General features: G+C 35.2%; 11 protein-coding genes, 2 pseudogenes and 1 riboswitch. Of the genes and pseudogenes, 8 read left to right on the top strand and 5 right to left on the bottom strand.

What is annotated here, in order from left to right; translation table 11 throughout:
• Together CP368_RS07660 and CP368_RS07655 are read left to right on the top strand one after the other, a co-directional pair.
• Positions 1 to 367, top strand: a 367-nt coding sequence (locus CP368_RS07660) for a hypothetical protein (RefSeq protein ID WP_233185837.1), incomplete at its 5' end; no start/stop codon positions are given.
• 98 nt (positions 368 to 465) lie between these two features.
• Positions 466 to 717, top strand: a complete 252-nt coding sequence (locus tag CP368_RS07655) for a hypothetical protein (RefSeq protein WP_098045945.1) — start codon at positions 466 to 468, stop codon at positions 715 to 717.
• Here CP368_RS07655 and CP368_RS07650 read toward each other — a convergent pair.
• The 3 genes from CP368_RS07650 to guaA form a co-directional block, all read right to left on the bottom strand.
• Positions 707 to 4,306 (bottom strand): TaqI-like C-terminal specificity domain-containing protein, encoded by a 3,600-nt coding sequence (locus CP368_RS07650; protein WP_098045944.1) that lies wholly within the window; start codon positions 4,304 to 4,306, stop codon positions 707 to 709. The two genes, CP368_RS07655 and CP368_RS07650, sit on opposite strands and share 11 nt — an antisense overlap.
• 27 nt (positions 4,307 to 4,333) lie before the next feature.
• Positions 4,334 to 5,092 (bottom strand): hypothetical protein, encoded by a 759-nt coding sequence (locus tag CP368_RS07645; RefSeq protein ID WP_098045943.1) that lies wholly within the window; start codon positions 5,090 to 5,092, stop codon positions 4,334 to 4,336.
• Positions 5,093 to 5,293: 201 nt separating this feature from the next.
• Entirely contained in the window at positions 5,294 to 6,847 is a 1,554-nt protein-coding gene (guaA, locus tag CP368_RS07640) for a glutamine-hydrolyzing GMP synthase (RefSeq protein WP_199161335.1), read from the bottom strand.
• A gap of 219 nt (positions 6,848 to 7,066) precedes the next feature.
• Between guaA and CP368_RS11050 the strand changes: the two are divergent.
• From CP368_RS11050 to CP368_RS07610, 6 genes and pseudogenes are all read left to right on the top strand, one after another.
• Positions 7,067 to 7,165, top strand: a pseudogene (locus CP368_RS11050) (helix-turn-helix domain-containing protein); the annotation flags it as partial.
• A gap of 97 nt (positions 7,166 to 7,262) precedes the next feature.
• Positions 7,263 to 7,358 (top strand): annotated as a pseudogene (locus CP368_RS11045) (XRE family transcriptional regulator); the annotation flags it as partial.
• 71 nt (positions 7,359 to 7,429) lie between these two features.
• A riboswitch (purine riboswitch) is annotated at positions 7,430 to 7,527 on the top strand.
• Between the two features lie 71 nt (positions 7,528 to 7,598).
• Positions 7,599 to 8,177: a xanthine phosphoribosyltransferase gene (locus CP368_RS07625; protein ID WP_035443516.1), complete on the top strand. Its 579-nt coding sequence runs from the start codon at positions 7,599 to 7,601 to the stop codon at positions 8,175 to 8,177.
• A 6-nt stretch (positions 8,178 to 8,183) separates the two neighbouring features.
• The gene (locus tag CP368_RS07620) at positions 8,184 to 9,470 is read left to right on the top strand and encodes a nucleobase:cation symporter-2 family protein (protein WP_098037186.1); all 1,287 of its coding nucleotides are present in this window, start codon (positions 8,184 to 8,186) and stop codon (positions 9,468 to 9,470) included.
• Positions 9,471 to 9,621: 151 nt separating this feature from the next.
• Positions 9,622 to 10,434, top strand: a complete 813-nt coding sequence (locus CP368_RS07615) for a helix-turn-helix domain-containing protein (protein WP_087236430.1) — start codon at positions 9,622 to 9,624, stop codon at positions 10,432 to 10,434.
• 79 nt (positions 10,435 to 10,513) lie between these two features.
• A complete protein-coding gene (locus tag CP368_RS07610; RefSeq protein ID WP_098044327.1) occupies positions 10,514 to 11,938 on the top strand; it encodes a C69 family dipeptidase in 1,425 nt (474 codons plus the stop codon).
• 54 nt (positions 11,939 to 11,992) lie between these two features.
• Here the strand turns inward: CP368_RS07610 and CP368_RS07605 are convergent, their stop codons facing one another.
• A complete protein-coding gene (locus CP368_RS07605) occupies positions 11,993 to 12,409 on the bottom strand; it encodes an HAD family phosphatase (RefSeq protein WP_098044328.1) in 417 nt (138 codons plus the stop codon).
• Between the two features lie 177 nt (positions 12,410 to 12,586).
• On the bottom strand, positions 12,587 to 12,847 hold a 261-nt coding region (locus CP368_RS07600), incomplete at its 5' end, for a zinc ribbon domain-containing protein (protein ID WP_143468311.1).

The raw sequence follows: 12,847 nt of genomic DNA, 5'->3' as shown, positions 1-12,847 counted from the left end.
ATATTTATCTGGTGTTAAGAGACCTTCTATTATTAGAATGCGCAATTTGCTCAAATTCTTTGAAGATACATCTAACAGAAAAGATCCTAGAAAATATGACGATGATTTTTTTGATATAAATTATTTAAAAAACTACAATTACTTTTCATACCATCAAACACTATTCAATGATATAAAACAAGAAATTAATTATATCTTTAAAATTATTATTGATTCACTAAAATGTTTGGACGAAATGGACAAAGCGATAGCTGAACCCCTGCCATATACCCAAAATACATTAAATGCTAATATAGAGTGGATAAATAACTTTTCCAAATTAAATGACATTGCTTTAGCAAAATTAGACTTTGCAAAAAAATACTAGATTTTGAAAAAATAAAGCAAACCGATATTTCAAAAATTAACCTTACAAATAAAGACCAATTTTTCAAAAAAATCAATTACTATATTGAACAAGCTCAAGTGCCAATTTATAATGACATCTTAACTGAAAAACCAGTCAATACGATAATTGGTTACTCTATAGATAACTTCTTTTTAGAAAAATACTACGATATTACAAGCCCATCTTGGGTACCTGTTCAAATTAATGAAGCTAATTTTATAGCTTTGACATCAATCAAAGTGATTCTAGATTTTTTATACAAAATGCCTTATAGAATTAAAGCTACTAAGGATTTACTCAATGCACCTGGTTTTAATTTTAAAATGTAAAATCACGTACTTCTTGCTTTTCTTCCTCAGTCAATCCGTACGCCTCCATTACTAATTCATCAACTTCAAGATTTTCTTTGGAATAATCCTGTTTAGATTGTGCTTTACTCATAATTACTGAAACTTTATCTGCAATTTTATCTTGTTCTTCTGAATTCAAATCAGGGACAGGAAATTGAGCCAGTTCATTTACTTTGAATTGTGGAAATAGTCTACGTTGAAATTTATCAAAATGCATTAAAAACCATAAAGTTTCAATTTTAGAATTAAGTATTCCAAGTAATGCTAATGGTTTAATTTTGTTAAAATCCTTAATAATCATTGAATTTCTATCATTGATTAAGTCCGCATTAGTTACCATAGCTTCTATTGAGTAAACTTTTTTTGAAGGAATTTGTCTTACTAAAATTCTCTCACCTTCAAATAAAATAGGATCTCTCATAGCTGCCAAATTTTGACCATATTTTATATATTCTCCATTCCATGAAAGTTTATATCTACTAACATTATTTCCATCTATATATGGCCTATAAGTATCATCTTCTTTTTTCTTAGAATGATAAATTCGGTTATCCTTATCTTTTTTAGATTGCTTTGGTTTTCCTTTTCCTACTTCATATGCTTCTATACCAGACTTGACAATAGAAATATTAGGTGAATTTAAAACATTTTTTGAATCATTTACTTTCCAATAAGCTCCAATTGCATCCCTATATTTAACCATTGAAATACTAAAAATAGGATTGTATTTTCCAAAGAAATCTTTATCAACCGTACCAACAGTTTCAAAATCACCCTTTTTCAATTCACCCACTGTTACTTCATCAGATTTTTCTTTCTTCAAGAATACTAGACAATTGTCTACATTCGCATCTGCAAAAATTTTATCTAAAGAATTAATGATTACTAGACTACCTGATTTATTCAAGAGGAAATTTCTTATCTTTTGATTTGATTGAATTGTCAACATATTATTAGGCACGATATAAGCAAAGGTCCCATTTTTCTTTAATAAGTTATACCCCAATTCCATAAACAGCGTATAAGTATTAGCTTGGTATTCATCCACTTCATAATGCGAAAGATAATATTGCTTCGTTTTATCATCAAATGACTGGTTTCTAGCAAAAATATATGGTGGATTTGCGATAACAATATCAAAGCCGACAAAGTTACCATCTTGATCTAACACTTCTGGAAATTCTAAGCGCCATTCAAGAGCATTGTTATAAAGTGGATCTCCCTTTCTATTTTCAAAACTTTCTTTTGCTTCTTTAACTTTTTGTCTTAATTCCGCAATTTTCTCATTATCAACTTTTTGATCAAAAAGGTTAGTAGTTCCTGCTAATTCTGCAAGTGCTCTATCATATTTTTCAGCTTCAGGAGATCTCCAGCTATTCACAAAAGTACTTTTAATACTATTAATCTGGCCATTAATTTCAGATTTAATGCCTTTCTCGCTAGTATCTTTATATTGTTTTACTAACTCAACATATTGCTTAAAATCTTTTTTACGGAGATCAAATTTATCAGTGAGATCATAACGATGAATCAAACTATCCCCAACTTTGATATTAATATCAATATTAGGAAGAGTCGTTAAATATCTCTCTCCATTATCACCTTCTGAATAATATGCGTTCTTTAAAAGTTCAATCCATAATCTTAAACGACAAATATTTACAGAGTTTGGATTTAAATCCACACCATAAAGACAGTTTTCAATAATTGTCTTTTTTTGTTGGAACAGTGCTTTTTGCACTCTTAATGAATTAGGCTTATTAGCATTATAAGAATAGTTATTGCCATATTCATCTTGAATAATTAATTCATCATTAGCTACGGTACAACTAATATCATTTAATAAATTACCGTCAGCATCAAATAGCACTCTAAGGGATGCTTTTATAGCAATTAATTCATTAAGCACAGAAACAAGGAAATGCCCTGAACCAACTGCGGGATCTAAAACTTTTAATTCATCAATCGCATCACTGATCTTCTTACGATTTTCAACAGAGAAATGATAATCTCTGGTAATGTATCCTAGTTCAGTTATATTCTTAGCATCAGTCTTTAAAGTTTCATTGATCTTAGTGAGAACAGCTTGTCTAACTGCTCTTTTAGCCATATACATGGTTATTTTGCCTGGTGTAAAGAATGAACCATCTTTATAACCATTAATCTTTTCAAAGATTAAGCCTAATACAGAAGCATTAATTAATTGATCTTGACTCTTCTTGTTCTTGGCATCTACTGCAGATGTAAAATCATATGAATTTAAGAACTTGAAAAGATAATCTAAAATTTGAATCTTACCTGTTAATTTCTTACCATTAGCATCTCTTAATTTTGTTTTAGAATAGACATCTATTTCACCTTCACGTAATCCGTTAATATTTATACCTTCTTTTGAAGATTCAAGTTCTGTTCTTTCAAATAGAGAACTATTCATATAAGGAACATATGGAAATTTTTCTTTTATTCTATCTCTTCTGTCTTCGACTTTCTTAGCCATTACCAGGAAGAAAAGTTCATTAAGATCATCAAAAGAGGTGATTTTTTTAGAGTTCAAGAACTTATAATCATCACTATGATTAAAACTAACTAAAGAAGATTCCAAAAGTTTCAAGAATAGGATTCTATTGATCCAGACAACATTCAATTGCATAGCAATATCAAATTGTTGACTTTCTGGAACATCATTTATATCTAATTGCTCAATAGTATTTTCAATTAAAGAAGCATCTTGTCTTTTACCTTCTTTAAATCTACTAATAACCTTATTTCCACTCTTCTTCTCTTCGTGAAGTCCCATAATGTATAAAAGCTCATTATAAAAATTCTTATTCAAGCTATTTGAGTCCGCAAAAACCATTTCATTTAAAAGGTTTTCAGTACTAAAGAATCTATAAAGACGGGTTATGTCTTGCTTTTTAAACTCATTAGAATCAGCTTTTAAAGAATCTCTCAAGTCAAAATAACCAATTTTAATTGGCTTATTTAAAGCCTTATCAATTGCGGGGGCAATAACTTCATCAAATAAAAAGTCAGTTTTGGTACTAGATAGTCGTCTTGCTTCAAATTTATTAAACAGATCAACTAATTTTTTATTTTTATAAAAGTATTTTTCTAACTCGTTAGAATCAATAACAAAGAAATCATAACCATTAGTCACAATCCCTTTCTTAACTTCTAAATTTCCGTTAACGATTCTTTCTCTTAGATAATAAGCTACTAATTCTCTAAAAGCTTTAACATTCAGATGGTCTTTGCTCATCATTTCCGATTCATTGCCTAGAAGTCTTTTATACTCAACAATGACGCCAACTTTACTTTTACTGGTTTCACCATTATAAATAGCTAGATCTATTCTTTCGCTAGTATTGATAAATTTGTTAGGAATAACCTTTTCTAAAAAATCACGGAATATTCCTTTTTGAAATTCTTCCGTTTGCTCTTGGTTTTCTGCTATTTTTTTATAGTATTCTTCAAGAGCATTTGTGAATTCTTCTTTTTGGTCATCTTGAGGCATTATCGCTTCGACGTTACGATTAATGCTTTGTTTTAAATTTTGTATTACTGCCATAATCTATTCCTTAAATTGATACTAATATCAGTTATTAACATTTATCATTATTTCTATACTATTCATTTGATTTTCAGAAATAATCGTAGCATCTTTACTTATTCCATCAACAGTTACATTTTCCCCATTCTCTGGAAAATCTTTCTCATTTATTTTAACTATTCTGTATTCTCTTTGATACTTAAAGCTTTCTGGCTTGAAATAATAATACGGTTCATCCCCATCTTTGATCTCAAAAAATCTTGATAAATTATATGGATCATAATATTTTATTTTATTTGCTTCATAGCCTGAATTTCTTATCGAATTTAAAAAATTTGAAGGATTATAAACAATTAAACTACATTTATTGCCAGTAAATTTTTCTTTTTCTTGAATGTATTTTTTTATGTCATCTAAAGCTTTCGCTTTAAGTCTGAAATGCTTTTGATTATCAGAAGTACTGCATAATTCAAAATCTTCAAAAGTTATAAGTGAAAAACAAGCTACTCCTATTTTCTCTTTAATTTCATCGTTCAATTTAAATTCAATCTTTGGATCTTGAGTAATGTCTTTACTGGGTATTATCCACTCTTGTCCATTCTTTGGATCTTTTATAGTAATTGTAGTAACATCTTTTTTTGATTTACCAAATATCCTATCTTCAGAATCATCACCAATACCCTCACCCTCAATTTTCGTGTAATACATTAACTTTCCAAAATGAACAGTATCTTTTAGACTACTCTTCAAATATTGATTTTCAGTTACTCTAATCGGTATCGCAATATTTCTAATATTAAACACCTAAATTCTCCATATTTCTAACATAACTAACATTAATAATTTTAACCTACACTTACTTACCAAAAAAGACTCTTAGCAATAACTAAGAGTCTTTGGCAAACAATTGGCAAACAACCATGTTTGTAAGCTTATTTTTTTATGTAGGATAGCTTCTACAAATGCCTTTATATAGCCCTTCCAATTTTAAGTAATATAGCTATATTATTCCCATTCAATCGTTGAAGGTGGCTTACTCGTCACATCGTAAACTACGCGGTTAACGTTATCTACTTCATTGACGATTCTATCTGAAATGTGACCAAGTACATCCCATGGAATTTGGGCAAAATCTGCAGTCATCCCATCAATTGAGGTTACGGCACGAATACCAATCGTATAGTCATAAGTACGTCCATCACCCATTACTCCAACGGAGCGAATACCTGGAAGAACAGTGAAGTATTGCCAGATCTTTTCTTGCAATCCTGCCTTCTTGATTTCTTCTCGTAAAATCGCATCAGAATCACGCACAATCTTAAGCTTATCTTCAGTCACTTCACCAAGAACACGAATACCAAGACCAGGGCCTGGGAATGGCTGACGCCATACCAAGTCATGTGGAATGCCCAGCTTTTCACCAAGTTCACGTACTTCGTCCTTGAACAACTTACGCAGTGGTTCAATCAGCTTGAAATGCATGTCCTTAGGAAGACCACCAACGTTGTGATGGGACTTAATCGTTTGGGCAGTGTTGGTACCTGACTCGATAACATCAGTATAAAGCGTACCTTGAGCTAAGAAATCTACATCCTTTAACTTCTTAGCTTCTTCGTTAAAGACCTCGATGAATTCCTTACCGATAATCTTACGCTTCTGTTCAGGATCAGTTACACCTTTCAACTTGTCTAAGAATCTCTTTTGGGCATTAACCCGAATGATGTTAACACCAAGATCCTTGTTCAAGGCTTGCATTACTTGATTGCCTTCGTCTTTACGCAGCATTCCGTGATCAACAAAAATTGCAGTTAATTGATCGCCGATTGCTTTGTGTAAAAGAGTAGCAGTAACGCTAGAATCTACACCACCTGAAAGACCTAAGATGACTTTCTTGTCGCCAACTTCCTTACGAATCTCATCAACCTTCATGTCGATGAAGTCGTTCATGGTCCAGTTAGCCTCAGCACCACAGACGTCAAAGGCAAAGTGCTTCAAGATGTCTAAACCGTATTCTGAATTGCGCACTTCTGCGTGGAATTGGATACCATAAAATTTCTTAGCTGGATTAGCAATTGCAGCAATTGGACAGTTTTTGCTTGAGGCAGTTACTTCGAAGCCCTTTGGAGCTTGAGTTACCAAGTCGCCGTGACTCATCCAAACGTATTGCTTTGAGGGCAAGCCCTTGAACAAAATACTGTCTGGATCTTCAACCGTAATGTTGGCGCGGCCATATTCCTTGTTTTCAGCTTGTTCAACTTTACCGCCTAAGTCATGAGACATTAATTGCATCCCGTAACAGATACCCAAAATTGGAATACCCAACTTAAAGATTGCAGGATCAACCTTTAATGCACCATTATCGTAAACACTGTTAGGACCACCTGAGAAAATGATTCCCTTAGGATTGATCTGTTTAATCTTCTCCATGGAAAGATCGTGTGGTAAAAGTTCAGAATAGATGCCGAAGTCACGAATACGGCGGGTAATTAATTGGTTATATTGACTACCGAAGTCAAGCACAATAATTTTATCAAAATCGTCTAGATTCTTAGCCACTATTTACTCCCTCTTTTCAATTACGCATTTTTAACTAACTCTACTAGGAAAAATTAAAAAGGTCAATCAAAAAGTTAAAAATAGCCATTCATTGTTCGGCTTTTATCTTGAGCAACCAGCAGTTGCAACCGCTAGTTGCGCTAAATGCAATTAAAAAGTGGTGGTCTGCAACCGCAAATTTTCGTTAAATTAAATTATTTCAAAACGAAAGGACGATCAATCATGAGATTAGGTCAAAAAATTGCGGCATTACGCAAGAAAAATCATCTTTTTCAAGAAGCACTAGCTGAAAAGATGAACGTCAGTCGGCAAGCTGTATCCAATCGGTGTGTTCTTCTTTGTCAAAAGCAATATCATTATGGACAGCTACAACATTTTATTACAAACAGATGATTACATTCCTAAGAAAAAACTTGGTCGCAAGATTATGAACAAATACGCCACACTCTATTGGTTAATAGCAGTCTTACTTTATCTAGGATATAGCTTCATTACCAATGATTGGGAACGCAGCTGAATAATTTTTACTATAATCGAACATTAATCCTTAATTTTCCACTTGTGTTCGGCAATATATTCTGCTAAGATTAAGCCAACACAAATATCTATATATCGTCGAAATAAGGTCGACAGTCTCTACCCGGTACCGTAAATACCGGACTATAGGTGAATGAAAGTTAAGAATAATCTTAAGGACTTCTTTTACCTGCTCTAGGTAGAGGAAGTCCTTATTTCTTTCTTGAGGAGGATAATGTTGAAGGAATTAGTAGATCGAATTAAACAAGATGGTGAAGTTTTACCCGGAAATGTGCTTAAAATTAATTCATTTTTGAATCACCAAGTTGATCCGCAACTAATGATGCATGTTGGTGAAGAATTTGCCCGCCTTTTTAAAGATGAAAAAGTCGATAAGGTCTTAACTTGTGAAGCATCTGGAATTGCCCCTGGCGTAATGGCAGCCTATCAACTGCACGTGCCAATGATCTTTGCCCGAAAGAAAAAGCCATCTACTTTGAATGATGCAGTTTATTGGGCTGACGTCTTTTCTTACACCAAGAAGGTCAACAATAAGATCTGCGTTGAAGAAAAATTTTTGCACCCAGGCGAACATATCTTAATCATCGATGACTTCGTTGCCCACGGTGAAGCAGTCAAAGGCATGGTTAACATCGCCAAGCAAGCCGGCTGTAACATTGTTGGCGTTGGCGCTGTTGTTGCAAAAACCTTCCAAGGCGGAAGCGAATGGGTAGAAAACGAAGGCTTACGCTTTGAAGCCCTAGCAAAAATCGATAGCTTTGAAAATGATCAAGTACACTTCGAGGGAGAAGAATAATTAAAAATGGCACAAAAAGAAGTTAGTCACAAAAAAGCTGCTGTCCTAGGTTTGCAACATTTGCTGGCAATGTACTCCGGTGCAGTTGCCGTTCCTCTTTTAATTGGTACGGCACTACACTTCAATAGCACACAGATGACTTACCTAGTTTCGATTGATATCTTCATGTGTGGTTTAGCCACTTTAATTCAACTATTCCGTAATAAATATTTCGGCATTGGCTTGCCAGTCGTTTTGGGCTGTGCAATTCAAGCGGTAGCTCCCTTAGAAATGATCGGGCAGAAGTTTTCAATTAACACGATGTATGGTGCCATTATCGTTGCTGGAATCTTCGTCTTTCTAATTGCTGGCTGGTTTTCAAAAATCAAAAAACTCTTCCCGCCAGTAGTTACTGGGACCTTAATTACAGTAATTGGGCTAACTTTAATTCCGGTCGCTTTCCAAAATATGGGCGGCGGAAACGCACAAGCCAAAGACTTCGGTGATGCGAAAAATTTAATCGCTGCCTTTATTACCATCCTCATCATCATTGCCATCGAAGTCTGGACTAAAGGATTCTTACGTTCCATTTCCGTTTTAATTGGATTAATTGTTGGTACTCTAATCGCTAGCTGCATGGGGCTTGTTTCATTAAAGCCAGTTGCCGAAGCTTCTTGGTTCCATTTGCCTCAATTTTTCTACTTCGGGGTGCCAGAATTCGAATGGTCGTCTTGTTTGACCATGATCATCATTGCCTTAGTTTCCTTGGTCGAATCCACTGGCGTCTTCTTTGCCATTGGCGACCTACTTCATCAAGATATTACCGAAGAAGATCTCAAAAAAGGTTATCGTGCAGAAGGATTAGCACAAATCTTCGGTGGGCTTTTCAACACCTTCCCTTACACCACTTTTTCTCAAAATGTCGGCTTGCTTCAATTATCCGGCATTAAGACCAAGCGTCCGATTTACTGGGCTGCTGGCTTATTAATGGCCATGGGCTTACTTCCTAAAATCGGTGCTCTAGTTACCATCATTCCTGACTCAGTTTTAGGCGGAGCCATGTTGGTCATGTTCACAATGATTGCCGTGCAAGGAATCAAAATGTTAACCAAAGTTGATTTTGAGAACAACCGCAATATTCTAATTGTAGCTATTTCAATTGGTATGGGACTAGGCGTAACCGTCTATCCGCAAATCTTCCAACCCCTTCCCCAAACCATTCAATTGTTCTTAGGCAACGGTATCGTTGTTGCTAGCATCTGTGCAACTCTGCTTAATCTTTTATTCAACGGAAGAAGTGGTGCCTATAAGTAAAAAGCCTTTTCATTTCATAATTCTATATATCACAATTCTCTATAAATATTCAAAAGCGGCCACTTAATGTGGTCGTTTCTTATTCTTCACCTTTTAAGCAAAATCTCTTTTATAATAGAAGTAACGTAATTTTTTTAAAGTGAGGGAATCCATGCCTAACTTAAACATTCAAAACCTTGAAAGCTACATCATGTTTTACGGCCGGCAAAAATGTCAGCCTGATGAATTCTTTCAAGGTGACAATCTTCGTAAGAACGATATCTTTTATTACATTATTAGTGGAACTGGCAGCTTTACTTCTAGTAGACACCACGCAGTCAAATTAAAAGCTGGCGATCTTTTTTACGTCCCGCGCAATCAAACTTGTTCTTTCCAAGCTGACCATGATGAACCCTGGGAATACTTCTGGATTGGCTTAGCCGGCTACGGCGTTAATGAAAGCATCAAGGCATCAAATTTACCTAATAAAAATTTCTTGCGTCAAATTCAAAAAACTGCCTTTTATCAAACCCTAAATGACCTTTATCAATGTTTGACAAAGAAAAAGACCTTATTAAACAATTTACAAATTTCAGCTTTAACCTATCAACTTTTTTATCATCTAGTAAAAGACTTTCCTAACCATCCACCAGTCCGCAAAACACCTAAAAATGATCAATATCAAATCGCTATTAATTATCTGCAACAAAATTATACTGATCCCAGTTGCAATATCGTGGAGCTTTGCAACAGGTTAGGTGTCTCACGCAGTTTTTTATATTCTTTATTTAGAAAAAACACCAAAATCTCACCGCAAAAATATCTGATGCAACTTCGTATGGAAGCCGCCAAAAAAGAACTGCAAAATACTACTTCCAACTTAAAAGAGATTGCCCATAAAGTGGGCTATGGTGATGAATTCACTTTTTCCAAAGCATTTAAACGTTATAGCGGAGTTAGTCCCAACGTATTTCGTGGAAATTAACTATATTCTTTGCCTAACTCACGCTTCTTTGCATACAATATAAGTGTATAACTTATTAAAACAGTAAAGGAATGATCCAATGAAACAAACAGAATGTACTACTATCTTAGTAGGTAAAAAAGCAACTATTGACGGCTCAACCATGATCGCTCGTAGTGAAGACGGTGGTCGTACCATTATCCCTGAAGGCTTCAAGGCAGTTAACCCAGAAGACCAACCTAAGCACTACACTAGCGTTATCAGCAAGCAAAAGATCGATGACGAAGATTTAGCTGAAACTCCTCTTCGTTACACTTCTGCACCCGATGTTTCAGGCAAAAATGGTATTTGGGGTGCAGCTGGTATCAACGCAGAAAACATTGCGATGACTGCTACTGAAACTATCACTACTAACTCACGCATCCAAGGCGTTGACCCACTTCTTGACCCATCAGAAGGCGGTTTAGGTGAAGAAGACTTTGTTACTTTAACTCTTCCATATCTTCACTCCGCTTTCGATGGTGTTAAGCGTGTTGGTTACCTTGTTGAAAAATACGGTACCTACGAAATGAATGGTATGGCTTTCTCAGACAAGGACAATATTTGGTACCTTGAAACCATTGGTGGTCATCACTGGATTGCACGCCGCATCCCTGACGATGCTTACGTTATCGCACCAAACCGTTTAAACATCGATAACTTTGATTTTGATGATACTGAAAATTTCGCTGCCGCAAGTGACTTAAAAGATTTAATCGATGAATATCATTTAAACCCAGACCGTGAAGGTTACAACATGCGTCATATCTTTGGTTCTTCAACTATCAAAGACGCTCACTACAACAATCCACGTGCTTGGTACATTCACAACTACTTCGATCCAGACTTTGGCGGTACCCCAGCAGATCAAGATCAACCTTTCATCTGCCACGCTAACCGTTTAATCTCAATCGAAGATATTAAGTGGGCTGAAAGTTCACACTACCAAGATACTCCTTATGATGCATACGGTGACCAAGGTACTCCTGAACAAAAGAAGACTTTCCGTCCAATCGGTATCAACAGAAACTTTGAAACTCACATTTTACAAATTAGAAATGACGTACCTGCAGAAATCGCTGGTGTTCAATGGTTAGCCTTTGGTCCAAACACCTTCAACTCAATGGTGCCATTCTACACTAATGTCACAACTACTCCAGAAGCTTGGCAAACAACTCCTAAGTTTAACTTGAACAAGATCTTCTGGTTAAACAAGTTAACTGCTCAACTTGGTGATACTAACTACCGTGTCTATGGCGAACTTGAAGATGCCTTTGAACAAAAGAGTTTGGCACAATGCCACAAGATTCAACATGAAACTGACAAGGCAGTTAAGGATATTTCAGGTAAGGATTTGCAAGATAAGTTAATTGCAGCTAACCAAAAGATGTCTGACATTGTTTACAACAATACTGTTGAACTTTTGGGTCAAATGGTTGATGAAGGTCATGGTTTAATGACTTTGAAGTACGACTTGCTTGACTAATAATCAAATATTAAAAGCAATAAGAGCTTGAGATTATTCTCAAGCTCTTATTTTTTACTCAAATAATGGAACTGCATCTGCAAGTGATTTAACTACGGTTACTTTCTTGATCATTTCTTCTGACGGCATTACTTGATCTGGCACAAGTACCACATCAATCCCTGCATTTAATCCTGACTCTACCCCATTAGGTGCATCTTCAAAAATTACTGCTTCATTTTTATCTACTTTTGCGACATTTAACGCATGCAAATAAATATCTGGGGCTGGTTTATTATTTTTTACATCTTCACCGGTAACAATCCCTGCAAAATACTGACGTAAATCATTATGACTAAGATTAAAATTAATCTTTTCAATATCTGAAGAAGAGGTAATGTAAGATTTGATTTCTTTTTCTTGTAAAAAGCTAAGCAGTTTTTCAGCACCAGGCTTAACTGCTAATTTTCCTTCTTTAACTCTTTGAGTCAACTACCCTAGACTGAAGTCTAGGGCTTAGTGGCTCGTTAGCTTACGCTAACCAGAACACCAACTTGCTTAGATACGGACTTGACTTACCAGCAATAGTCTTTTGACTATTGCCGATAGAGGTCGTCTATTTACCAAAGCCTTTTAAGTCCGCGAATTGCTAGCGGACTGCAGCCTAGCTTAGGCTGCTTTTTTTATTTTAGGATTCTGCCACTTGCCTAATCCTTTTTCTAAGATGTTCACGGCCGCATTCCAATCACGAATATGGTGCGTTCGACAGATTGGACAAGTCCATTCCCGATCCTTAAGGGTTAATTTCTTATAACCGTTTTGCCCCATAATACTGCCACATTGATGGCATCTTTGGGTGGTGTACTTAGGATCAATTGTTAGAAATTCTTTGCCATATAGATCTGCCTTATAAGCCAGCATGTTCAGGAA

The sequence above is a fragment of the Lactobacillus sp. UMNPBX17 genome (assembly GCF_002553735.1).
Taxonomy (GTDB): domain Bacteria; phylum Bacillota; class Bacilli; order Lactobacillales; family Lactobacillaceae; genus Lactobacillus; species Lactobacillus gallinarum.
The sequence above is the reverse complement of the archived record's forward strand: the minus strand, read 5'-3'. Positions and strand labels throughout refer to the sequence as shown.

Bases quoted from the DNA above. Each gene is read 5' to 3' on its own strand.
- CP368_RS07615 (WP_087236430.1), top strand. From the start codon at position 9,622: ATGCCTAACTTAAACATTCAAAACCTTGAAAGCTACATCATGTTTTAC.
- CP368_RS07650 (WP_098045944.1), bottom strand. From the start codon at position 4,306: ATGGCAGTAATACAAAATTTAAAACAAAGCATTAATCGTAACGTCGAA.
- CP368_RS07610 (WP_098044327.1), top strand. From the start codon at position 10,514: ATGAAACAAACAGAATGTACTACTATCTTAGTAGGTAAAAAAGCAACT.
- CP368_RS07620 (WP_098037186.1), top strand. From the start codon at position 8,184: ATGGCACAAAAAGAAGTTAGTCACAAAAAAGCTGCTGTCCTAGGTTTG.